Annotated in this window: 18 protein-coding genes and 1 tRNA gene; 10 read left to right on the top strand and 9 right to left on the bottom strand. The window is 53.4% G+C overall.

The genetic code is table 11. The features are described 5' to 3' along the window. Positions 1-3: 3 nt before the first annotated feature. The 5 genes from P8N76_14050 (at position 4) to P8N76_14070 (ending at position 5,894) form a co-directional block, all read left to right on the top strand. Positions 4-1,875 carry a 2-oxoacid:acceptor oxidoreductase subunit alpha gene (locus P8N76_14050; protein ID MDG2382788.1) on the top strand — a complete coding sequence of 624 codons (1,872 nt, stop codon included), beginning with the start codon at positions 4-6 and terminating at the stop codon, positions 1,873-1,875. 80 nt (positions 1,876-1,955) lie between these two features. Then, a complete protein-coding gene (locus P8N76_14055; GenBank protein ID MDG2382789.1) occupies positions 1,956-2,975 on the top strand; it encodes a 2-oxoacid:ferredoxin oxidoreductase subunit beta in 1,020 nt (339 codons plus the stop codon). Further along, positions 2,972-3,502: a CBS domain-containing protein gene (locus P8N76_14060; GenBank protein MDG2382790.1), complete on the top strand. Its 531-nt coding sequence runs from the start codon at positions 2,972-2,974 to the stop codon at positions 3,500-3,502. The genes P8N76_14055 and P8N76_14060 overlap by 4 nt, the downstream gene beginning before the upstream one ends. 411 nt (positions 3,503-3,913) lie before the next feature. Continuing rightward, a complete protein-coding gene (locus P8N76_14065; protein MDG2382791.1) occupies positions 3,914-5,104 on the top strand; it encodes a BtaA family protein in 1,191 nt (396 codons plus the stop codon). 55 nt (positions 5,105-5,159) lie between these two features. Then, positions 5,160-5,894 (top strand): class I SAM-dependent methyltransferase, encoded by a 735-nt coding sequence (locus P8N76_14070; protein ID MDG2382792.1) that lies wholly within the window; start codon positions 5,160-5,162, stop codon positions 5,892-5,894. 7 nt (positions 5,895-5,901) lie between these two features. Here the strand turns inward: P8N76_14070 and P8N76_14075 are convergent, their stop codons facing one another. From P8N76_14075 to P8N76_14095, 5 genes are all read right to left on the bottom strand, one after another. After that, positions 5,902-7,179, bottom strand: coding sequence for a cysteine desulfurase (locus P8N76_14075; GenBank protein MDG2382793.1), 1,278 nt, complete (start codon positions 7,177-7,179; stop codon positions 5,902-5,904). Beyond that, positions 7,179-7,628: an SUF system NifU family Fe-S cluster assembly protein gene (locus tag P8N76_14080; protein MDG2382794.1), complete on the bottom strand. Its 450-nt coding sequence runs from the start codon at positions 7,626-7,628 to the stop codon at positions 7,179-7,181. Before P8N76_14080 ends, P8N76_14075 begins: the two co-directional genes overlap by 1 nt. A gap of 160 nt (positions 7,629-7,788) precedes the next feature. Then, on the bottom strand, positions 7,789-8,748 hold the full coding sequence (locus P8N76_14085; GenBank protein MDG2382795.1) for a hypothetical protein: 960 nt from the start codon (positions 8,746-8,748) through the stop codon (positions 7,789-7,791). Between the two features lie 42 nt (positions 8,749-8,790). Next, positions 8,791-11,841 (bottom strand): YCF48-related protein, encoded by a 3,051-nt coding sequence (locus P8N76_14090; GenBank protein MDG2382796.1) that lies wholly within the window; start codon positions 11,839-11,841, stop codon positions 8,791-8,793. A gap of 222 nt (positions 11,842-12,063) precedes the next feature. Beyond that, positions 12,064-12,136 (bottom strand) — tRNA-Gly (locus tag P8N76_14095). A gap of 202 nt (positions 12,137-12,338) precedes the next feature. Between P8N76_14095 and P8N76_14100 the strand changes: the two genes are divergently transcribed. The 4 genes from P8N76_14100 (at position 12,339) to fusA (ending at position 19,058) form a co-directional block, all read left to right on the top strand. After that, the gene (locus P8N76_14100) at positions 12,339-13,958 is read left to right on the top strand and encodes a C25 family cysteine peptidase (GenBank protein MDG2382797.1); all 1,620 of its coding nucleotides are present in this window, start codon (positions 12,339-12,341) and stop codon (positions 13,956-13,958) included. Positions 13,959-14,093: 135 nt separating this feature from the next. After that, the gene (locus P8N76_14105) at positions 14,094-15,518 is read left to right on the top strand and encodes a class II fumarate hydratase (GenBank protein ID MDG2382798.1); all 1,425 of its coding nucleotides are present in this window, start codon (positions 14,094-14,096) and stop codon (positions 15,516-15,518) included. Between the two features lie 34 nt (positions 15,519-15,552). Next, complete coding sequence (locus P8N76_14110; protein MDG2382799.1) at positions 15,553-16,695, top strand: tetratricopeptide repeat protein; 1,143 nt, start codon at positions 15,553-15,555, stop codon at positions 16,693-16,695. Between the two features lie 272 nt (positions 16,696-16,967). Next, a complete protein-coding gene (gene fusA / locus P8N76_14115; protein ID MDG2382800.1) occupies positions 16,968-19,058 on the top strand; it encodes an elongation factor G in 2,091 nt (696 codons plus the stop codon). 205 nt (positions 19,059-19,263) lie between these two features. On the opposite strand, the gene sdhB is transcribed toward fusA, so the two are convergent. The 4 genes from sdhB to P8N76_14135 all read right to left on the bottom strand — a co-directional run bounded on the left by sdhB (position 19,264) and on the right by P8N76_14135 (position 23,788). Then, positions 19,264-20,118 carry a succinate dehydrogenase iron-sulfur subunit gene (sdhB, locus tag P8N76_14120; GenBank protein ID MDG2382801.1) on the bottom strand — a complete coding sequence of 285 codons (855 nt, stop codon included), beginning with the start codon at positions 20,116-20,118 and terminating at the stop codon, positions 19,264-19,266. 29 nt (positions 20,119-20,147) lie between these two features. Then, positions 20,148-22,139, bottom strand: a complete 1,992-nt coding sequence (gene sdhA / locus P8N76_14125; GenBank protein MDG2382802.1) for a succinate dehydrogenase flavoprotein subunit — start codon at positions 22,137-22,139, stop codon at positions 20,148-20,150. A gap of 44 nt (positions 22,140-22,183) precedes the next feature. Then, the gene (locus P8N76_14130) at positions 22,184-23,095 is read right to left on the bottom strand and encodes a succinate dehydrogenase cytochrome b558 subunit (GenBank protein MDG2382803.1); all 912 of its coding nucleotides are present in this window, start codon (positions 23,093-23,095) and stop codon (positions 22,184-22,186) included. A 375-nt stretch (positions 23,096-23,470) separates the two neighbouring features. Next, the gene (locus P8N76_14135) at positions 23,471-23,788 is read right to left on the bottom strand and encodes an HU family DNA-binding protein (protein MDG2382804.1); all 318 of its coding nucleotides are present in this window, start codon (positions 23,786-23,788) and stop codon (positions 23,471-23,473) included. A 580-nt stretch (positions 23,789-24,368) separates the two neighbouring features. On the opposite strand from P8N76_14135, the gene P8N76_14140 reads away from it, so the two are divergent. After that, the gene (locus tag P8N76_14140) at positions 24,369-24,731 is read left to right on the top strand and encodes a response regulator (protein MDG2382805.1); all 363 of its coding nucleotides are present in this window, start codon (positions 24,369-24,371) and stop codon (positions 24,729-24,731) included. The last annotated feature ends 51 nt before the right edge of the window (positions 24,732-24,782 follow it).

The following is a 24,782-nucleotide window of genomic DNA, read 5'->3' on the forward strand; positions in this document are numbered from 1 at the left end:
ACGATGGCGACATCTACTAAAGATAAATCTGGAACATCCAAGGAAATCATTACGCTTGAATCGGCAACGGTTCGCTTTGCTGGCGACTCGGGCGACGGCATGCAATTGGCCGGGACACAGCTCACGAACACTTCGGCACTTGCTGGAAACGATGTGGCGACCTTTCCGGACTTTCCGGCTGAAATTCGAGCGCCTCGGGGTACTCTGGCTGGCGTAAGCGGTTTTCAAATTCATTTTGCTTCGGAAGATATTTTCACGCCGGGCGATAATTTGAACGCACTCGTGGCAATGAACCCGGCTGCGTTGAAAACCAATCTTGCGGATCTCGAGTCGGGGGGGATTCTGGTTGTTAACGAAGACAGCTTTGACAAAAAAAGCTTGGTTCAAGCCGGCTACGAAGTGAATCCCCTCGAGGATGATTCCCTCGACGGCTATCGGCTCTTCAAAGTAGGGATGACCAAAATCACTCGAAATGCGGTAGAGGGGCTTGGACTCAGCCAAAAAGAAGCGGATCGCTGCCGCAACTTTTTCGCCATGGGGCTGGTTTATTGGCTGTTTGGTCGTGGTCTGGATGCAACGGAACGGTTTATCGAAAACAAATTCGGCACGAAGCCGACAATTGCTGAAGCCAATCGTCGGGCGCTGCGAGCAGGTCGCAACTATGGCGAGACGACCGAGGCATTCGCCAGTAGTTATCAAGTCGATCGTGCCAAACTGCCAGACGGCACCTATCGCAATATGACCGGAAACGACGCTCTCGCGTGGGGCTTCGTGGCCGCATCCAAAATGAGCAAGACTGAACTGTTTTTGGGTTCCTACCCAATCACACCCGCCAGCGACATATTGCATGAACTCAGTCGCTTCAAGAACTTCGGAGTTCGTACCTTTCAGGCGGAAGATGAAATTGCTGCGGTGACCGCTACGATCGGTGCTGCCTTCGGTGGAGCCATGGCAATTACGACCTCCTCCGGCCCGGGTATCGCTCTGAAAGGTGAAGCGATGGGGTTAGGGATGATGCTTGAATTGCCGATGATCATCGTAAACATCCAACGCGGTGGCCCCAGCACGGGGCTCCCAACGAAAACGGAGCAATCGGACCTGTTTCAGGCGATGTTCGGTCGAAACGGTGAGTCGCCGCTTCCTGTCATCGCTGCACGCAGTCCGGCAGACTGTTTCGATGTGGCTCAAGAGGCTTGGCGGATCGCAGTGCGATTCATGACACCTGTGATTTTGCTCTCCGATGGTTACATCGCTAATGGTTCTGAGCCTTGGCGTATTCCCGATGTGGCCGATTTAAAGACGATCGACGTCAAGCATCCGCCAGCCCGCGACGATGACAGCGAACCGTTTCTGCCCTACGAAAGGGATGAACGTCTGGCTCGCCCATGGGCCCTGCCTGGCACCAAGGGGCTCACCCATCGGATCGGTGGCCTTGAGAAAGATGATGTTTCCGGCAACGTCAGTTATGACCCCATGAACCACCAGCACATGACGGATACGCGTGCTCTCAAAGTGGCGAAGATTGCCGACGATGTGCCACTCCAGGAGGTCAATGGAGAGGTGACTGGCGACGTTCTGGTGCTCAGCTGGGGAGGTACTTTCGGGGCTTGCACGACCGCTGTCGAACGGTTGCGGGCAGAAGGTAATTCGGTCTCGCACGCCCATTTGCGATACCTCAACCCCTTGCCGAAAAACCTCGGTGAACTCGTCGGTGGCTTTAAAAAAGTCGTGATCCCTGAGTTGAATATGGGGCAACTCCGACTGCTGATTCGAGCCAAGTTCTTGGTTGATGCCTACGGCCTCAATAAAGTGCAAGGCAAACCGTTTTCAGTCGGTGAGATTGTTGAATTCGTTAGAAATCTGCTCGATTCCTGACTCAAGGCGAACGCCGGCAGTCAGATCACCTCTGTTCAAAGCAGCATTGAAAACACGAGAAGCTGAAAGAAAATACGAAAATGAGTACTGAATTGCCGGTCCTGAAGGCATCCGATTTTGCCAGTGACCAAGATGTGCGGTGGTGTCCGGGATGTGGGGACTATTCGATCTTGGCCCAGATGAAAAAAGTCTTGCCAACGATGGGGATCCCGCGAGAAAAGCTGGTATTTGTTTCCGGGATCGGCTGTTCGAGTCGCTTTCCCTACTACATGAACACTTACGGCATGCATTCCATTCATGGTCGTGCACCTGCCATCGCTTCCGGCTTGAAATCCGCGCGACCCGATTTGACGGTGTGGGTGATTACCGGTGATGGTGACGGCCTCAGTATCGGCGGCAATCATCTGATGCATGCGATTCGCCGAAACCTCGATATCAACATCGTGCTCTTCAATAATCGTATCTACGGTCTCACGAAGGGTCAGTATTCGCCGACTTCACCACTCGGAAAAATTACTAAAAGCACTCCGATGGGCGCCATTGATAATCCGTTACACCCGCTCTCGATTGCGATCGGATGCGAAGGTACGTTTGTCGCTCGCTCCATTGATGTAAATATCAAGCATCTCGGCATGGTCTTGAAGCGAGCGTCCGAGCATCGCGGCACGGCCTTCGTTGAGGTCTATCAAAACTGTAACGTCTTCAATGATGGTGCCTTCGAGTATGCAACGGACAAATCGAGTCGCTCTGATAACACGATTCAACTCGAACACGGGAAACCCCTGATCTTTGGCAAAGATCGCGATAAAGGAATTCGCCTCAACGGGATGGAACCTGAAGTTGTTGAGTTGGGGAAAGGCATCACCGAGGACGATCTCTTGTTCCACGATGAGAAATCGTCAGAGCCCAGTTTGGCTTATCTACTAAGCCGTATGCGACACCCCGAGTTCCCGGAGCCGATCGGCGTTTTTCGTGCCGTTGATCGACCCAAGTACGACGAAGAATTAAACAAGCAAATCGATGTGGCACGCGAGACCAAAGGCGAAGGTGATCTCGAGCAACTCTTTAATTCGGGCGACACCTGGACGGTGACATCATGATTCCTTGTCCACTGTGTGGTGAAGATAACATCCAGGGCGTCGACGTCTGCGATCAGTGCGGCCAACCACTCAGTGACATGCATCTTCCCGATCCAAAAAATGCGGTCGAAATCGGCCTGCTGAATGACAAGGCGGGGAGTCTGGAAACGATCCCGCCAATTAGCGTCGTGGGCGAAACGCCCGTGCGAGACGTGCTTGATCTGTTAGTCAGCGAGGGCATCGGTTGCGTCTTTGTCGTCGATGATCAAGAAACGATTATCGGGGTTTTTAGTGAACGAGATGCGCTGCTGCGGTTGAACACGCAGAGTGCCGATCTGCTCGACCACCCGATTTCCGACTATATGACCGAGAATCCTGCCTCGATTAGAGAATCGACTCGGATTGCCTTTGCGGTTCACCAGATGGATATTGGCGGCTATCGCCATCTACCTATACTGGGTGGTGTGGGTAGCGCTGTAGGGGTGATATCCGTACGTGACATTTTGAGTTATCTTACCAAGAAGTTGGCAGCAGGTTCGGCCCTTTAAAGCCGACCACGTTCCAACGATTATTTTGCCCCCTGGTGCGTCCTCGAAAGCTGGCTTTAGCCGCCTTCGAGGACGCTTTCTTTTGGTAGCGGCGTTTTCCGCGACAGCCACGCCCGGTCTCGTTCTCGAACGGTGGATTGGGGCCGCTTGGCTCCGGCCTTCCCTATCTTGCTCAGGCTGCTTGTTTTGGCAGTGTTTTTGCGTGGCGGTCTTCCAACGGGGGTGGCAGCTTGTGGGCAATACCAGGAAGGTTAGAATCAGGGCGTGCGATTGGGCCCGTCAGAGGGCAGATCGCGTTAGTTGCCGCATCGAAAAGGCGTCTAAGAACAGGGGATCTTATTTCCCGCTGCGGAAGTCATTCTGGCTTGTCGCGTGCTGCTTCGACGTCAACCATTGTGAAGAGAGATCAAAATGCGTATTTCGGATTGGTTGAACGGTCGAATGTTCAACATGGTTCACGGCAACAACCTCGTCTACAACACCTGCTGGGAGGATCCACGTCTGGATCGCGTGGCGCTCGATCTGGGTCCGGATGATCGTGTGGTGGTCATCACGTCGGCGGGTTGCAATGCGTTGGACTATGCGTTGGAAGCACCGCGCCACGTGCACGCGGTCGATATGAATCCTCGCCAAAATGCCTTGCTCGAGCTCAAGCTGGCCGGCATTCGGCATTTAGAATACGAAGATTTCTTCGACATGTTTGGTCGCGGTCGCATGAAAGATGCGGTTGATACTTATCACCAAGTACTGCGAACTTCGATTTCTCCGTGGTCGCAGCAATATTGGGACCGCTGGATTCGGTTTTTTGACAATCGCCATCGTCCTTTCTACTATCGTGGCACCTCTGGCACGTTCGCAAAGGTAATGAATGTCTATGTTGATCGTGTGCTTCGTGTGCGGGAGTGGCTTGATGCCATTTTGGATGCCGCATCGGTCGACGAGCAACGTCGAATTTATGATGAGCATTTGCGTGAGAGATTCTGGACGCGATCCTTAAAGTTTGCGATGGGTCGGAATGCGACGTTATCAATGGTTGGTGTGCCGAAAGCTCAGCGACAACAGGTAGATGACGACTACGATGGCGGGATCGTAAAATTCGTACAGGATTGTGTTGAAGCCGTGTTTGCCCGATTGCCCTTGGCGGACAATTACTTTTGGCGCGTCTATCTTACCGGCGAGTACACGCAAAACTGTTGCCCCGAGTATCTTAAGCCCGAGAATTTTCAACGGCTCAAAGAAGGCCTTGTTGATCGTGTTACGGCCCATACCAACACCGTGGAGGGTTTCTTGGATTCAGCGTCAGAGCCCATTTCACGATTTGTCCTTTTGGATCACATGGATTGGCTTTCGAACCACCACTACCATTTGCTGGAATCCGAATGGGGAGCCATTTTGCGGAAGGCAACGCCCGACGCGAGATTTCTCTGGCGTAGCGGTGGGCTGCAGACCGAATTCGTTAATCAAGCTCGGGTTCGGTTCAACGGTCAACCACGACAAATGGGCGAACTGTTGAAGTACGATCGAGAGTTGGCCGATAATCTGCATGATCAAGATCGCGTCCACACCTACGGAAGTTTTCACATCGCAGATCTTGCGGCCTGACCCTTGCTCCGTTTGCTTCGAGAGAATCTATCGTAGCTGCTTTGGGAAATCTTCGATGGCGTTACTTGCTGACCTGAGAGTGCTGTATCATCTTGCAGTCAAGCCGGTACGTGGCCGTGATCATGCCGAGCGGATGGAGAGTTTCTACTCGGGGCAAGCCGATGCGTACGATGATTTTAGACGTCGGCTGCTCAAGGGGCGGGAGGAAATGTACTCGTCCCTTGAATTGCCCGACGCGGGCGTGTGGGTGGACATGGGAGGCGGTACGGGGTCCAACGTCGAGTACCGTGCTGATGATCTTGAACGACTCAAATCCGTTTATGTGGTCGATCTGTCAAAGTCGTTGTTGGAAGTGGCCGACAAGAGATTCAAGGAGCGGGGCTGGTCGAATGCCCGGGCCTGCACGGCTGATGCGACAACGTTTCAGCCAGAAGAGCCTGTCGATGTCGTCACCTTCTCTTATTCGCTGACGATGATTCCCGATTGGTTTACTGCAATCGAAAATGCTTTACGGATGCTGCGACCGGGAGGCCTGATCGGTGTCGTCGATTTTTACGTCTCTCGCAAGTATCCTCAAGCAACCGCAGAGAGGCATGCCTGGTGGACTCGCCATTTTTGGCCCGCATGGTTTGGCAATGATAACGTCTTTCCTTCCGCCGACCATTTCCCCTATCTGCATGGCCATTTCGAGCCTGTGAGCGTCGGCGAGCATCGTGCAAAGATTCCCTACTTGCCCTTCGTTCGCGCACCCTACTACACGTTTGTCGGCAGGAAAAGCGAATCGGTTTAACCGGTCGTTATTGTGGCCGACTCGATTTACGCCCTTTGCGTTGAAACAGGTGCTTCGCCCCCTCGATAGCAGCTACCATCTGATCGATTTCAGCGAGCGTGTTGTAGAGGTAGAAACTGGCTCGATTGCTTGCATTGATTCCGAGACGCCGGTGCAGTGGCATCGTGCAATGGTGGCCGGCCCGAATTGCAATTCCTTCGCGATCTAGAAGTTGGGCAACATCGTGGGCATGGACTCCGTCGACCGTAAAGCTGACGATGCCCACCTTGTATTCGGGGGCTGGGCCTAAAAAGTGAATGCCACCAATCATTTCTAAGGCCGCGTGAGCCCGTTCTGTTAAGTTTTTTTCATGCTGGTGAATGCTGTCCAGGCCAACCTGATCCAGGTAATCGATCGCCGCACCAAGCCCGATGGCGGGTACGATTGGCGGGGTACCGGCTTCAAATTTTGCCGGCAGGTCTGCCGGTTCGTAGCGGTCCAGATAGACGCGCCGGATCATGCTGCCGCCGCCAAAAAACGGTGGCATCTCTTCTAAAACGTTCTCGCGTCCGTAGAGGATGCCCACTCCGGAGGGGCCCATCATTTTGTGGCCGCTGAAAACCAAGAAGTCCGCACCGAGTGCTTGAACGTCGGTCTTGATTTTGGGAACACTCTGGGCAGCGTCCACCAACGTTTTAGCTCCGGCGGATCGAGCCATCTCAATGATTTGTTGCACGGGATTGGTGGTGCCCAAAACATTCGAGGAGGCGGTGAAGGCTACTAGCTTCGTCTTCTCACTCAATAGTTTCGCGTAGGATTCAAGGCACAGCAGGCCATCGTCCGTTATCGGTATGTGGCGAAGCTTACACTGGGATCTTTCCGCGAGCTGTTGCCAGGGTACGAGGTTCGAATGGTGTTCCATCTCTGTGAGGATGATTTCGTCACCCGCCTGGATATTGGCGTCTCCCCAACTGCGAGCGACCAGGTTGATCGAATGCGTCGTTCCTGTGGTGAAAATAATCTCTTGCGGGGAGGGGGCATTCAAGAATGACTGGACTTTGCCACGAGCTTCCTCATATAAATCCGTACTTTGGTCACTCAGCCAATGAATGCCGCGATGGACGTTCGCGTATTTTTTTTCGTAGGTGTTGACCAGAGATTGGATTACTTGTCGTGGACGTTGTGTGGTGGCCGCGTTATCGAGGTAGACGAGCGGTTTGTCGCCATGAATCACAGTCGACAGAATTGGGAAGTCGGCACGTAATCGTTCGGGATCAAGTGGCAAAGTGGAGTCGGCAACGCTCATTACGATTCTTCTCCCAAATCCGGGCCGTTGAAATCTGGACCCGGATTCGAATCCGGGTCGCTCGCGTCGAGGGGCGAGAAAATGGCGGATTGCAACACGCGCCAGGACAACAGGCAGCATTTTTGTCGATTGGGTGTCAAGCGAGCGCCGAATAGATCCAGCATTTGTTCTGCGCTGAAATCCTTGACGTCATCCACTGACTTGCCATTCATTTTTTCGATCAACATGGAGGCGGAGGCTTGGCTGATGCAACATCCATCGCCGTCGAACCAAACGTCGTGGATTTTACCCCCTTCGTCTAGCTTGAGCTCGATTCGAACAATATCCCCGCAGAGGGGGTTGTCGTCTTCATGGGCATGAGTGGCCTTTTCGCATTGACCCCGATGATAGGGGTCCTCGTAATGGTCGAGCACGTGCTCCTGGTAAAGTTCTTCATCGTTATTTGGCATGGAATTATTTTCAGTTGAAGCTGACAGTCGTTGTTCGGAAGCAGTTAGTCGAGTTTCAGAGAAATAAACCCTCAAGACAGTGTAGAAACGACATCCATTGGGGTCTAGGTGCGAGTTGTTTGAATCGTTGCAGAGAACGCTGAAGTTCGTCGAGATTCGGCTATCGAATTCGCCAGAGATCGTGATCTTGAATGCCAAGTTTCGCTTGAGTTGGCTCGATCTGGTGTTTAAATCGCTTCGCATCTACCGGGTAACCGGCGGTCGGCTTCAAATCCTGGACGAGTTCTGCCCAAAAATGATTGAATGCTCGCATGGCCATTTCGCGAAGATACTTGGAGGTCATCGATGCGAGTGCTGATGGCAGGAAGCTCTCTCCGCCAGCTCGAAAGCTGATTTGAATTGGCTGTTGGGGGGTGCCAAATTCGTAGGCACTTTCTTGCCTACCTTCCGCAATGACTCGGACTAGCCCAGACGCGAGGCTTGTCTGCAAAAGTCCACCGTAGCGATTGCGCCCTCCGTGTTTGTCGCAAATGATTTGTGTCGGAGCTGGAGGCAATTGATTTAATTGTTCTGCGACGAGTTCGAGGGTGGTTGCCGATAACAGTGTGCCTTTCGATCCGGTTTGCTCGACTGACCGATTGAACGTCGCAGGAAAGACTGCGGTCGAACGAATGCTGAGCAATTCCACGCCCGCTTGTGTTAATTGACTTTTTAAGTGATCGGTAAGTTCGCCAAGTTTGGCCTGGTCCAGATCGAGCGGGATTGAACATTGGAAATCCTTGTACCAAGGCAGTTCCCCCAGATGTTCTCCGGCCTTTGGGCAGAGGTGCAACCAAAGCTGTCGCCAGTCCGTCGGGCAACTGGTGGTCTGACTAATCGCTGACAAGACACCTTGTTCGAGAGCTGCGAGACCACCGCCCGGTCGATAGAGCGTTTTGGAGTCCGCAATGCTGATGACGTTTTCGTCATCGATCGAACTGCGCGAGACGGATGGACTCAGGGAATCGTAGAGATCACCGTCAAGCTTGCCATCTGCGACTTTCCAAACGGTAGTCGAGACAATCAGCGGTCCCAGATTGGGGCCGTACCCAGCTTCGTCCGTGCCGATTAAGTATGCCATACGGGCAGAGTCGCTGATCCCAACTCTGTCGTCAAGGTGCGGCTATTCAAAAACCAGCATCCCAAAGCGAGCTTCACTGGGGTTGGTGTCACCAGGACACCAGCTTTGCATTCCGGAACCGGGCACAATCCGCTGGATCCCTAAGGCCCATGCGCTTTGCGGGATAGGATTTTTTGAGCGAAGTTGATGCCAAGGGATCGCTGCCTCGATTGTCCAACTTTTAAGATCATCGTGAGCTGCAATATACCAATTCGGATCCCAAGACGAGTCTTCATTGAGCGCATCGACGGCCCAGCCACGGTCATCGATCACCAATTTCCAGTGTGTGCAATAATCTCGGTCTGTATCCAAACGCAAGATCAGTCGGTCGTGGTTGGAGAGATCAGCATCACGTTTTCTGGATTCGGTTGATTGAATGCTCAGGCCGTAATCGGCACGTTGGCAACGAGCTGCGAGATAGAGAAACTTTTCATCCCAGGCCCAGAAAAGTTCGGTGTTCAGATCACCGACCCCATTCGTTTGAACTTTGAGCATCATCGGCGAAGCGGTTGTCCATGTGTCGTCTTTCAATTCACCATCCAAAAATGGTGGCGACTGGGTGAGACGACAGACGTGCAGCGTGGGTGTGTGAAGCTGGTTCCGCTTAATGAGACTGATTTCATTGGCAGCACAGCTCTTCCAAAACGGATCCGTTTGATTTGCGAGTTGGTAACGCCAGAATCTTTCCGCTTCCTCACGACGACCAAGTCGCCGGTGCAAAGCGGCTAGAGGAAAACGAAACATCGGTTCAAAGTAGAGGTCGGGGCGCTTGAGTTGTATCTCTTTGGCCACATTCAATGCTTGGGTTTGTCGTTGTTGAGAGACATTCGATTCCAAAGGGCCTACAGTCGATGCGTCTCGGCCTTGGGTTGGTTTCTCAAAGGTCGCCGGGCGAACTCCTTTGTCGCTCTGCGGTACTTGGAAAGCCGCCGTGGCTAAATGTTCGATTTGGTTTTCCGTTGGGAGCTTCCAATGTTGTTGACCTTCTTCACTGGAGAGAACGGTGAACTGCAGCAGCGAGGCCGATTCGGCGAATCGATGTTTCGGCATCTCGGCTACTTGCGAAAGCAAGGCGAACGAATCAGCGCTTTGTCCTTTGGCACTGAGTTGCATCGCCGTCTGGTACATTAGATCACCCCGGTCTTGTTCAGGGAGGTCACGCAACAACTGAGTGGTTTGCTGCAGTTGGATTGGCCCTTTTGTTTCTGCATTGCGTAACAAGCTTTCGACCGTTCGCCGTTGTTGAGCATGACGTTGCATTTGCCGGAAATTATCGTGAATGTTCAATTCGATTCGATGCATGCGTTCATCGCGAGAAAGTGTCGCACTGTCGAACAGACGTGAACGCTTTCGCCGGTTTCGAGCGACACCATCGTGACCGACAATGTCAAACAGCAAAAGTTCTGTGCTTGGTTGATAATGCGAGCAAACAATCGAACGAGCTTTGGTTGCTAAATTGGCGTTGGATTGACCCATCGACAACACCAATCGTGAATCGCTGACACGATACGCTTGTTCCGATTCCGTATTCGTCCGAGTAGCGATTTGTCGAACTTGCCATGGTTTCAATCCACCAAAGTCGATTTGGGACCGATACGATTGTGCATCGGCGGCTTGATCGATCGCATTGCGAACCAGGTTTCGACTGAGTTCAAATGCTCCTTGGGCCCGTTGGGGATGATCGGCGATCAGCACCATCTCCGGACGATACAAGCGAAATTGGCGGACCAGGTACTCCGTCAGTTGCTCTCGACTGCTAGTGCCGATCGCAAGATCCCAGTTCTTCGAGATTTGGGCGGCGGTCAATTTGAGTTGTGGATCGAAAGTGGGTAGCGACTGGATGACATTTGCACCGGTGCACGAAACGGATGTTGCCGCATCATAGAGGCGGCTCGCAATCGGAACGGTTCCGGCACTTTGGTTTATCGGGGCGGGACCGCTCAAGACTTCAATCGAGGCGAGGAATCCCTCCCCTGCGGTGGCTTGCGCGAGAAATTCCCAGGGTATATCGGCAATGTTGCTGACGATTGTGGTGACTGCCAGCCGTTGCGGTCCGCCGTTTTGGGTATGCCAAGTCGTGCCGCCATCGGTTGTCGCGAGGATGGTGCCCATCGCTCCGACTGCCCAGCCATATTTTGCATCAGCAAAGTGCAAGGCAAAGATAGGTAGACTCTGGCCTGTCTGTTGCACCTCCCACGATCTGCCGCCATTGTTGGTATGCAGGACGTGACTGCCAGGAACGCCGGCAATCCAAGCCTGTTGGCCCTGACCTGCCATTGCCAGCCAATCGTATTCGGCTAACCATTGATCGGGGACCAAGTTTTCAGGTTTCGACCAGTTGGTTCCACCATCGCGAGTCAATCCAATTCGACCTTGAGTTCCACAGATGATTCCTTGTCTTGCCGATTGCATGTAGAGTTGTCTTGCTAAGGCGCCTCCTAAAGGCGCTTTCGACAAAGGTGTTAGGCGTTGCGATTCCATGCGAGTGAGCCTGCCGTCACGTTCGATCAACAGGCCGTTACCATCGGGATTGAAACTGGCGAAGATGCCGCCACTGGTCTTACCCGAACACGGTTTCCAATGCTTGCCGCTGTCTTCCGTGCGATGAACGGCAGACGGGTACATCGCGGAGGGATGCCCAGCCACAATCCCTCGCTGTTGATCGAAAAATTCGACCTGAGTCAGCCAGGGTAAAAAATTGTTTTCCTGTTTGGTCCAGGTTTGTCCCCCATCATGAGTTTTTAGCAAGACGCCCAACGTTCGGTGGGTGTAGGGAACGGTCTGACCACCGACTGCCCAGCCATGATTCTGGTCCAGGAAATGAACGGATTCCAAGCGACAGTCGACAGAACTCGATTGGAGGTGCCAAGTCGCTCCACCATCGGATGTCTTGAGAATCGTGCCTCGGTCGCCGACCGTCCAGCCGATTTGAGCATCAATGAAACAGATGTCGTAGAGATTTGCATCCATTCGAAATGCTTTTGGCCAGTCGGCATTCGCCGAACCGTTCTGCAGGGCGATGACCGCCGTAAGCAAGCAAAGAATCTGCCGCATCGATCGTCCTCCATGATAGATCTAAGGCTGGATTCTACAGCAGATGGGCGTTGAACTCGAATGGCAAAAGCAGCTGATCTGCGAAAAGCTTGGAGGACTTTTGCCCGATAATCGACTGCTTGCAGCACGGAAAAGCCCGTTTTGCACTCAGAGTTGAGTACGCACGAATGAAGCGAATCACGGCAGATGGATTCGGGAAATAGGGAGGGTGATTCTGCGAAAAGCGGGCGACGGGGTTCGAACCCGCGACATCCAGCTTGGGAAGCTAGTACTCTGCCAATTGAGTTACGCCCGCAGTTTCCCCTTTTTTGGGGGGGGATGAGCCTCCACAAGTGTACCAAGGGTAAATAAGCTTCTGCAAGCTTTCTGATTCTCGTTCGACTTGCCATCAATTCACTCCTTCGACTACACTTCGCCGCTATTTTTTATGCTCGATTCCCAACCCCTGACGAGCCTTGGGTTGGTGTTTGGGGTAAAATTTCAGGAGGAGATGTCACGTGAATCTTGCTCTTACGCTTTTCTTTTGCACCAATCTGGTGGCTGCCGATCCCACGGCCTCCAATTCGATTGCGGTCGATACGGTCGTCGTCTGTGATCCCGCCTTGCGCGAAGCGTTGGAGCCATGGGTCCAATATCGCCAACGCCAGGGGCACGAATTTGCCTTTGTGACTGACCTTCGCAGTGCCGATGAGGTGCACGCCTCCATTCGCCGGTTCGCCAGTTCCGATCGCTTGCGGAATGTGGTGTTAGTTGGTGATGTTGGATCTGATCGCCAGGCGGGCGGGGTGCCGACCGAATTGGTGAAAGCAAAAATCAACGTGAAGTGGGGTTCGGAGTCGGAAATCGCCAGCGATAATCGGTTTGCTGATTTAAATGAAGACAACGTTCCCGATTTGACGATCGGTCGGTTGTCGGCTGACACGCCCGATCAGTTAACGCGGATCGTTGAAAAAATCATCGCTTACGAGCAGTCCCAGGCTTATGGGCCATGGCGCCGGCGAGTCAACTTTGTTGCCGGAGTCGGTGGCTTTGGTGCGATTACCGATGCGGTTTTAGAGTCCGCTACACGGGCGTTCATCAGCCGAGGTATTCCGAATGAGTTTCGGACGTCGATGACTTATGCCAGTTGGCGCAGTCCCTATTGCCCGGATCCGCGAACTTTTCGCCAAGCCGTGCTTAATCGACTTAATGAAGGGTGTCTTTGTTGGATCTATATTGGGCACGGATATCGTCATGGACTTGACTGGATCCGCGTGCCGACGGGGCGTGCTCCTATTTTGCAAGCGAATGATGTCGTTCATGTCCAGGCTCAACAAGGAAGTCCCATCGCTGTTTTTCTTTCATGTTATGCCGGAGCTTTTGATAGCCCGGAAGATTGTCTCGCCGAGAAGCTCTTGCGACGAAAACAAGGCCCCATTGCCGTACTCGCCGGTTCTCGCGTGACCATGCCTTATGGCATGGCTGTAATGAGTAATTCGTTGATGCATCATCTCTTTCAGCAGCGTCAGGCGACCATGGGGGAGATTGTACTCGCCGCCAAACGCGAACTGGCTGACCCGAAGCCAAGTGGGTTTAATCGCCGCATGCTCGATACACTCGCGATGGCGATCAGCCCGAATTCCGACGATCTGGAAGGGGAACGACAAGAACATATTCAGCTCTTCAACTTGCTGGGGGATCCGCTGTTGCGAGTCAAACATCCGCAAGAATTGGAGGTCACGACGGCTCCGACTGCCGCACCTGGCCAATCGTTAACCATTAGCTGTCGTTCGGCTGTCACCGGTGATTGTTACGTTGAACTGGTTTGTCAACGCGGACAATTTACCCACCAGCCGACCCGTCGAACCCAATTTGACAGCACGCATGAGGGCATGAAAGCCTTAACCGCTGAATATCTGCGAGCAAACAACGATTGCTTCGCACAGCGGAAATTCAGGGCAGAAGCGGAATTGTTTGAGACTCAGCTTACGATTCCCCAGCATGTGGTTGGACGCTGTCACGTGCGAGTCTTTGTGGCAGGAGAGCAGGGTTATGCGATGGGGGCGGCGAATCTGCGGGTAGCCAAGCCGCAACCCCCGCTGGCAGGGACGAGTGATAGCACGAAAGCTGCACCTTGATTCAACGTTCGCCTTGGACGACCTATCCTCAGCCGTTATTATTGTGCGTCACGACTCATTTTTAGATTTCATGGGGTGCCCAGCACGCCCTTGGCTCAAGCTGATTAACTTTTATCGTTTCATTAAGGAAGCAGCATGTCGGAGTTTCGGATAGAACGTGATTCGATGGGGGAAGTTCAAGTTCCCGCGGAGGCTTATTACGGCGCCAGTACTCAGCGGGCTGTTGAGAATTTTCCAGTGTCCGGTTGGAGATTGCCACCACGGTTGATTCACGCCATGGGGTTGGTCAAGTTTGGTTGTGCCGTCGCCAATCGAGATTTGGGGAAATTGACCAGTTCCGAAACTTCACCGCTGACGGATGAACAAGTTGAGGTTTTGATCAAGGCTTGTCGCGAAGTCGCCGACGGCAAGTTGGATCGCGAGTTCCCCATCGACGTATTTCAAACGGGTTCCGGCACCTCGAGCAACATGAATGTTAATGAGGTGATTTCCAACCGAGCGGTGGAGATGTTAGGTGGTGATCGATTTGCCACCGAGAAGCAGATCCATCCTAATGATCACGTCAACATGGGGCAGAGTACGAACGACACATTTCCAACATCGATTCATGTTGCTGTCGGAATTGAAATCAAGCGGGATTTGATCCCTTCGCTCGAGAATCTCAGAGACCATTTGCAGCAGAAGGCTGCCGCGTGGGACGAGGTGATCAAGATCGGACGGACCCATTTAATGGATGCGACTCCCCTGCGACTCGGTCAGGAATTTGGTGGTTTTGCTCGCCAAATGGAACTCTCCGTTGGGCGGGCCCAAGATGCACTCAACGCTATTCTCGAACTCCCGGTGGGGGGCACAGCCGTTGGGTCTGGGATCAACACGCACCCCGAATTCGGGCGGCGCGTCAGCGAAGCTGTGGCGGCCGAGTCGGGTATTGATTTTGTCGAGGCGGTTAATCATTTCGAAGCGAATGCGCAACGTGATGGCTTGGTGAGCTGCCACGGTCATTTACGCACCATTGCGGTGACACTGATGAATGTGGCAAATAACATCCGCTTTCTCGGAGCTGGCCCACGTTGTGGCTATTACGAAGTTAAGCTACCAACTCGGCAGCCGGGAAGCTCAATCATGCCCGGCAAAGTCAATCCGGTAATGTGCGAAAGCGCGATGCAGGTCGCCGCGCGGGTGATGGGTAACGACCAGACCATTGCGACCTGCGGGGCGGTGGGTGGGCAGTTCCAGCTGAATATCATGATGCCCGTTATGGGGCAGACTGTCTTGGAAACGGTGCAACTGTTAGCCGGTGCAAATCGCGCGTTTGTCGATTTTTGTGTCATGGATATGGAAGCAAATGAAGAAGCCTGTGAGGCGGCTGTAGAGCAGAGTCTCTCGATGGTGACGAGCCTCAATCCGTTGATCGGCTATGAAAAAGCGGCCTCGTTGGCCAAGGAAGCCTTTGCGTCAGGAAAGACGATTCGTCAGCTGTGCCGAGAAAAAGGTATTCTGCCGGAAGCAACGCTCAAGGAGGCACTTGATCCTTGGAGCATGACTGAGCCGCGGGAGTAATCTCAGCGGCAATTGGAAAACGGAGGTTCCAGTGATGAAACGTACGGCTCACAATTGGTGGACTCAGGGATGGGTATTTATCGCCTGCTGCATGATCTCTTCATCGTTGATCGCACAAACTGGTGCGGTCCAGGGCATCGTCGCACGACCAACATCTGTCGGGCCAGCAATCGGTATTCCGGCTGCTGGAAATTCAGCCAGGCAACAAGTTGATGCGCTCTACGCTCAAGCGACCACGGCAAAAACAGCCGAGGAACTGACTCAGGCGTTGGGACTCGCCAAGCAGATAACACCCGAAGATCCGCAAACCCGTGACTATCTCAAAAATTTGACCGCTTGGCTTCACAACCGTCGCGGTGAAATGTTGACCCAGTTGGCTCACGAGCAAACGAAGGCCGGCAGGCCAGCTGAGGCGGCTACGCTTGAAGAACAGGCCGTGCAAGACTTCACCGCCTCGATTCAACTCAAAGCCAACGGACGGGCTTTCCACAATCGGGGGGTTAGCCTTGCGACTCAGGGCAAGTTTAAAGAGGCCATTGAAGATTTCAGTCAATGTTTGGCCATGAATCCGTCCTACGCCAATGCGAGATTCAATCGAGCGGAACTCTATCTCGAATTGGGACAGTATGAAGATTCTGAAAATGACTACTCCATGGTGATCAGTGCTCAACCGACGGACTCTGCAGCTCTCATCGGACGCGGCCATGTGCGGTTCTACCGAGGTCAGTTCGAAGATTCTTTGATGGACTTTAATGATGCGATCGTGCGTGATCCGGGAAACGCACTTGCCTATGCTGATCGAGCCGATCTCTATTCCTATCTTGGCCGCTGGGAACCGGCTGCACGCGATTATCGGATGGCAATCCGGATCGACGGTAATTTAGGGCGGGCATACCAGAGTGCGGCTTGGCTGATGGCAACCTGTCCCGATGATCGATTTCGAGACCAACAGCTGGCTCTGAGAGCCGCGAAACGGGCGATCGATTTGGAGGGCAGTCGAGACTACCGTTATCTGGACACTTTGGCAGCGGCCCAAGCCAACGCGGGACTTTACCCTCAAGCCCAACAATCGCTTCAACAGGCACTCCAGGCGGCACCCAGTGAGGTGGTCGTGGAGCTTGAGGAGCGAATGACGTTGTATCAGGCAAATCGGCCTTATCGTGACGTTCCGCGCTGACCCCTACGGTTGGTTCAGCTCACCAAAACTGCCAAGATGATCTGAGAATCTTCTTAATAGGACCTTTTCGGATAGTCGAAATGGATTAAGATGATGAGACCCACCACTTATAAATATTAGTCGTGCCATCCCGGGAGGGCGGTGGTCGAGCCACCTGCCGGTGCCTCTCCGCGCGACATTATCCGAATGTTCCCATGCTGTTCCGGGCAACAGGACCACTAGCTGCGTCGTTGCCTCCACCCGTAACCCTTTTGATGTTTGATAGAGATTCGATGGATCTACGCAAGATTCGAAATATTGGTATTTCAGCCCATATCGACTCCGGGAAAACCACTCTGAGCGAGCGCATGCTGTTTTTCACTGGACGGATCCACAAAATGGAGGAAGTCCGTGGCGGTGGTGATGGAGCCACCATGGACCACATGGATCTGGAGAAAGAGCGTGGAATCACGATCACCAGTGCAGCAACAAGCGTCCAATGGGACGGGTTTGACATCAATTTGATCGATACCCCGGGCCATGTCGATTTCACTGTGGAAGTGGAACGCAGTCTGCGAGTTCTGGACGGGGCCGTGCTGGTGCTCTGTGCCGTCGGAGGCGTGCAGTCACAGTCGATCACCGTTGATCGTCAGATGAAACGTTACCACGTTCCGCGCTTGGCTTTCGTAAATAAGATGGACCGCACGGGTGCTGACCCGGCTGAGGTAACCAATCAGTTACGAGAAAAACTCAGGATCGATGCGGTCATGATCCAGATTCCGATGGGTGCCGGCGAACAGTTTGAAGGCATTATCGATCTCGTCTCGATGAAGGCACTCTATTTCGATGGCAATGACGGCGAAAACGTGCGAGAAGAGCCGATTCCGGCCGAATACGCTGACGAAGCCACGACTGCTCGGCAGCAAATGCTTGAGTCGCTGTCAATGTATCGTGACGATCTGATGGAACTTTTGCTGTCCGAGGAAGAAGTCAGCGAAGAACTTATTCACGAGGTACTACGCGACACAGTCCAGGCAGAGGAAGTCACTCCCGTGATGGTGGGTACCGCCTACCGAAATAAAGGTGTTCAACCCCTACTGGATGCCATCATCCGTTATTTGCCTTCTCCGTTGGATCGCTCGATCTCGGCGAAGGACTATTCGGATCCTGATAAAAGCTTTGAGCTTGAACCAGACTCCAGTAAGCCGTTTGTGGGAATGGCGTTCAAGATTGTTGACGATCCTTATGGTCAACTCACGTTCACGCGGGTTTACCAAGGCAAGATCGAAAAAGGTCAGCAGTACTACAATCAACGCACCGGCCGCAAGGAACGCTTTAGCCGAATCCTACGAATGCATGCCGACAAGCGTGAAGAAGTGGATGAGGCAGTTGCCGGGGATATCGTGGCGATCATGGGCATCGACTGTGCCAGTGGTGATACCTATGCGTCAAAACCCAAGCTTTGCACGCTGGAAAACATGTTCGTGCCCGATTCAGTGATCAAAGTCGCTGTCAGTCCTTCGCAGCGAGCTGATTCCGACCGACTCGGCAAAGCCCTTGCTCGTTTCCGTAAAGAGGATCCGACGTTCCGCGTTATGACGGATGAGGAAACCGGCGAAACCTTAATGGCGGGGATGGGTGAGTTGCACCTGGAAGTATATGTCGAACGAATTCGGCGGGAATACAACGTCGAAGTCGAAGTGGGAGCCCCCAAAGTAAGTTACCGTGAAGCTCCGACCCGTGGGGTCGACTACAACTACAAACACAAAAAGCAAACCGGTGGTTCAGGGCAGTTTGCCCACATTGTCGGGCGGCTTGAACCGCTTGAGGATGATGCCGAAGAGGCTTTTGTGTTCGAAGAAAAAGTCGTGGGAGGGCGCATCCCGAAGGAATACATTCCATCTGTTGAGAAGGGTTTTCGAGCAGCCTTGCCGAAAGGGCCCGTGGCCGGCTTCCCAATCATTGGAGTGAAGACCTTCTTGGGAGATGGCTCGTATCATGATGTGGATAGTTCAGATATGGCTTTCCAAATCTGCTCTCGAAACTGCTTCAACGAGACATTCCTCAAGGCAAAGCCAGTTTTGTTGGAACCGGTAATGAAAATGGAAGTTGAATGTCCCGTCGATTTTCAGGGTTCGGTGACCGGTGATCTCATCAGCCGTCGAGGCATGATCATCTCCACCGAAATGCAGGGAGAAATCGTTGTGATTAGCGCCGAAGTTCCCCTTTCGGAAACCTTTGGTTACTCCACCGACCTGCGTAGCCAGACACAAGGACAGGGCACCTTCACGATGGAATTGGCTCGTTACAAGCGAGTTCCTGCGAAGATTCAGGAAGAAATCATCGCCGAACGAAAGAAGGGCGAACTGGTTGGTTCCAAGTAAGCTGACAACATCACTTAACTCGAACGAGGCTGAACTCAGCCTCGTTTTTTTTGCTAGCCACCAAGCGGATCGCTTTCGAGAGGAGACTCAGAGCTGGAAACCATGCTCTGCATTTGAACGGTTTCACACCTGTGTCGTCGCTGCACGGATGGCAGCCCGCCTTTCTACCGCTGCAAGGTCCGCTCTGTGATCGGCGGCAGATCAACTATCGGTCGAACCACTTCTTGAAAGCGTGTACAGTGGTTGCCCGTCCAGCCCGTGCGATCGACGTCGTCAACGGGATTTCTTTCGGGCAAACGGCAACGCAGTTTTGGGCGTTTCCGCAAATTTGTAGCCCGCCCGGTCCACTGAGTGCTTCCAATCGCTCGGAGGCTTGAGATTTGCCAGCCGGGTTGAGATTGAATAAGACCGCTTGGCTGATCGCCTGAGGGCCAAGAAATGCGGTGGAATAGGCTTGGTCCTCCCGCTCCTTCAGCGATTCCTGCGACTCTCCGGCCTGCGGTTGAATCTCAACTTTTGTGTACTGAGGACAAGCTTCTAGGCAGCAGCCACAGCTCATGCACTGACTGAGCGGATAAATCTGTTCTTGATCGTTGCGGGGTACCAGGGGTCCAGGACCCAAGTCGTAGTATCCATCGGCGTTGACCCAGGCTTTCACGCGGCTCAGAGCGTTAAACATTCGACCGCGGTCCACCACCAAGTCACGTACGACGGGAAACTTCGTCATCGGTCTCAGTTCGATCTCCTGCGGGTTGTCGTCGAGCAGTCGGTCCACTATCGCGGAGCAGGCTTGTCTGACACGACCGTTGATCACCATTGTGCAGGCACCGCAAACTTCCTCGAGGCAGTTGCAGTCCCAGGCCACCGGTGCGACTGTCCGGCCATCGGCCGTTTCCGCCTGAGCTGCGACGGACTGTAGGACGCTGATGACGTTCATGTCCTGTTGGTGAGGCACGCGATGACGTTCCCAGTAACTAGCCTCTCCGGGGCCGTTTTGGCGGAGGATGCGGACTTCAAATGAGTGGGGTGTGGACTGCCCATTTCCAGATGCAGAAATCATGCTTATCGTCTCTATACTCGGGGTCAGTTTCAGCTTCCAGCTTTGACGGTTTGCTCAGCGGGTTTTGCGCCATTCTCGACTTTGGCAGCACGTTGTTTCCATGCTTGCTCGATTGCCTCACCTCCCACCAGGCCGTAGAGTCGAGGACGTGGTGGAATGAGTGATACGTCAACGTCTTCGTAGGTGAGGTCAGGGTGGCTACCGTCCCAACTAGCGACGGTGGATTTGAGCCACTTTTGATTGTTTTGCTCGAACGCATCACACCAAGCCTCGGCTTGGCGGTCTCGCTCGGCCGGATCTTGGGCTTCGATACCTTGGCGGGCAAAATCCGGTTTGAAGTGTGCACCGCGGCATTCGTCGCGTTGTCGAGCACCTTTCAAAATTGCTTTTGCGATTGGGAACATGTCGGACAGAGCTTTGGTGAATACGACGTTTTGGTTTGTCCACTGTCCCGTGTCTGAGAGGGAGCAGTTTTGGGCTCGGTCACTCAGCTCGCTAACCGTTTCGTAAGCCTCGTCCAGGTTTTTATTGTGTCGAACCACCGTGCAGGCTTTGGTCATCACATCCCCAAGCTGCTGGTGCAAAAGATAGGGATTCTCGCCCTTTGTGGGGCCTGAGAGCAGTTGCTCGTGACGTGCTTGCTCCCGCGACTCAGCTTGTTCGAACAGAGAGGAAGGCTGATCGGCTGCCGTGCCTGGCGCGTTCTTAAGCCAGGTGTCGATGCAGGGGGCGACAAATAGCCCTGAAAAGATGCAGCTGAGGAGCGAATTCGCTCCCAGGCGGTTGGCTCCATGGTACTGGTAGTCGCACTCGCCGATCGCATATAGTCCGGGAATGTTCGTCACCTGATTGCGTGGCGATCCAGGTTCGAGTCCACCGTCAGCAGATTTTTCGTAGTCTGCCCACAATCCGCCCATGCTGTAGTGGACTGCTGGGAAGATTTTCATCGGCACATCACGTGGGTCAACTCCCTGGAATTTCTCGTAAATCTCGAGGATGCCTCCAAGCTTACGATCCAGTTCGCTGCGTTCGATATGGGTTAGATCAAGGTAGACACATTGTCGAGTCGCGTCGACGCTCAGACCTTCATAGACGCACACATCGAAGATCTCGCGAGTTGCGATGTCACGCGGGACCAAGTTGCCGTAGGTCGGATAGCGTTCTTCCAGAAAGTAGTATCGTTCGGCTTCGGGAATGTCTCTCGGGTCTCGCGGATCCTGAGGAGTTCTCGGCACCCAAACGCGCCCCCCCTCACCTCGTGCTGACTCACTCATCAATCGTAGTTTGTCTGCGCCAGGAATGGCCGTGGGATGGACCTGGATGAATTCGCCGTTCGCGTAGTTCACTCCAGACTGAAAACATCGACTTACCGCACTTCCATTACACGCCATCGACATTGTCGAGCGTCCGAAGATTAAGCCGCAACCACCACTCGCGACGATGACCGCGTCGGCAGCAAACGATTCGATTTTCATCGAGACAAGATCCTGAGCAACACAGCCTCGACAAACGCCGGATTCATCAACGATGGGTGCGAGGAAGTCCCAGAATTCAAACTTTCGAACTTTGCCTTGGCCCTCCCAGCGGCGAACCTGCTCATCCAACGCGTAGAGTAATTGTTGCCCTGTGGTCGCGCCGGCGAAGGCCGTTCTTTTGAAAAGTGTACCGCCGAATCGCCGGCGATCGAGGTAACCTTCACCCGTACGGTTAAAGGTAACCCCCAATCGGTCCATCAAATCGATCACCTTCGGCGCCCAGTAGGCCATCTCTTTTACCGGCGGTTGGTGCTGTAAGAAATCACCTCCGTAGACGGTATCATCCAAATGTTTCCATTCGCTGTCGCCCAGTTGACGCGTCTGATCATTGCAACTGTTGATGCCACCCTGAGCGCAAACGCTGTGAGAGCGTTTCACGGGGGTCAAGCTCATCAAATCGACGTCGATCCCGATCTCGGACAGCTTCATCGCAGCCGACAAGCCGGCCAGTCCGCCACCGATGATCATTACGCGTTGCTTTGCCATTGAGACAGCTCCAGTTTTAATTATCTACTGTTCGGTCGGTGAGATCATTGAAAACGAACAGAGTCCGAGTCGCTTCCTGCGTCGGCTTGTTCCGAGTCCGTCGACTTTGCCTCCTGCTCAGCGTCGATCTCTTCCTCCACTTCCTTCAATTCGGAGGGCGAATACGTCTTGTGCTCCGCTTCGGCCCTTTCCGGGTTGAGCTCACCCGACGCAACCCGCGCGTCGTACATCTCTTCTTCTACCTTGAGGGCGTCACCCACTGGAATGGTCTTGGTCCCAGCCAAAGCAGCGAGACCAACGACGGCCAAACCGACCCCAAACGCACCACAAACATAGTTCGCCCGACGTTGGGCGGCAGGTGTGATCCAAACCCCCCAGGTAATTCCCATTGTCCAGATGCCGTTCGCGAGGTGGAACACACAAGACAAAATTCCAATCGCATACAACACTGGCACAAGTGTGCCTTTCATGGCCAACGCCAGCGAAGTGGCCGCATTGTAGGGGCGGAAATTCGCACCGTTTAACGGATGCGCCACTTTGTCAAGCCAGCCTTCAAAGTGGAACCAGCCGTGCATGTGAAACACATGCCAAACAATGAAAACAAAGGCAATCATTCCGGTTGCCCGTTGCAGGCTGTAGCGGATGTTGCTGCTGCTTTGATAAGTGCCGCTGTTCGGGAGCCCGCTACGAATGATCACGACGCCTAGAATGGCGTGGAACAAAATTGGCGTAAAAATGAAGCCCCACTCGACTAGCGGCAGGATACGCCCCAGGCTGTGGATACGGTAAACATTATTTTGGAATGTGGCCGGCGAATCCAACACACTCGCGTTCGTGATCAGGTGGACAACCATGTAGGCTCCCACCGGAATAAGCCCGCTGAGCGAATGGAGTCGGCGGATGAGGAACTCATGGCGAACCAGCCAGGATTGGTTGGAAGCAGACAGATCGTTCACGGACTTCCCTTTAAAAAGCAGTGGCGCACCCGGATCAGTCGAGTACGTGCGGTACCATGCAATGACGCCTGAGAAACGTCGGAGCCCCACTGGCGTGGCCTTTGTAGAGCCCCTCACAGGACCTGCATAGTATAGATGTGCCACAATCGTCGACAACCAGCCTTGCAGATGATCGATTGTCGCAGGCGCTGCAAAAAAGCTGCAGATTTCTCTCTGATCAGGAGAACCGAATCCGTTGATCCTCACCGCACCCGACTGCTGGCGACGGAACCTGCTGAAATGGCCGGCAACAATTCTGACTAACCGATCCGAGCACCAAAAAAGGACGTAGACAAACTACGCCCTTTTTAAACGACCGAATTCGTTCGTTGGGGATCAGACCACGTCCTTCAGCCGCTTTAACGGGCTGATCTTGACGACGTTGCGAGCTGGCTTGGCCTTGAATGTTGTCGTTTCCTTCGTGAACGGATTGATCCCTTCACGCTCCGGTTGAGCCGGTTTGCGAACCACTCGCACCTTCATCAGTCCTGGAATGTTAAAGACTCCGGGGCCAGCTTCGTCCAGGTTGTCACCGATTAATTTGACGAGTTCGTCAAAGAAACCGTTCACCTGTTGTTTCGAAAGACCCGTACTCGCCGACAAGGAAGCGATAATCTCGGTCTTGGTCATCGCCTTTTTTGGTGTATCGTTCATTTATCACCCTCTTTTAATGCGTGGGACGGTCTAGCGGCGGATCCGTTCGGATCCGCCATCTGGTCGAATTCTTTACGCTACCGGTGATTGGTCAATCACAGCGACCATTTCGTTTCCGGTGAGTTTTGGATACCTAACACGAAAAACTAGTTCCCGACTCAGCCAAATTCCTGGGGCGTTTGCCGCTATTTGTTTTAAAAGGCCACCCTCCTGGGTGGGTACACGACAACGTTTAACGAATTTAACTTGTGGAGGGCCTTTCTGCACCTCGGGAGTGGCAATAATCTTCTTCGTTTTTTTCTTATTGGAGTTTCGGCTGTCGTCTCTGATCGCGGATCAGGTCTGCATTCATCTGCCCAATTGGCAGTATTTCGCTGAAAATGAGACGAAATAACTGCCAACTTGCCGCCCGAATTTGACTCGATGTTAACTGCCAGTTAGGGTACAAACGACTACGATGTTTGGACTTAGGTCAAACTGCGGTCGCGATGCAAGAACCGGCACTCAAATTGCAGAAGTAGAGTGCGTCGCAAGGGGCTGAACTGTTTACAGGGCTAAAGAGTTGGTTATTTCACCATCATTGCTGATCACTGACGATGACCGAGATTTTCGGGAAACATTGTGTGAAATGTTTCGAAAGCGTGGTTTTCGAACGCTTTTGGCGGCCGACGGCGAGGAAGCGTTGGAGATTGTCCGTGCATCCGAGGTCCATTTGGTCCTCATGGACATGCATATGCCGCGCTTGACCGGCATGGAGGCGATCGAGCGGATAAAGCAGTTCCGCTCGCGTTTGCCCTGTATCTTGATCTCCGGACAGTTAGACGACGAGATTCGCTCGCGTGTGCAGGCTTTTGACGTTTTGGCCAAGCCCGTCAGTTGTGCGGAAGTAACTCGCTCTGTTTCAGCCGCACTCAAATTCACCTACAACTGGTCTGTGTTGTAGAGGCACAGGGCGGTGGTGGGGATTCGTTGATGTTTCTCCACTCAAGACGCT

Source organism: Pirellulaceae bacterium, assembly GCA_029243025.1.
Taxonomy (GTDB): domain Bacteria; phylum Planctomycetota; class Planctomycetia; order Pirellulales; family Pirellulaceae.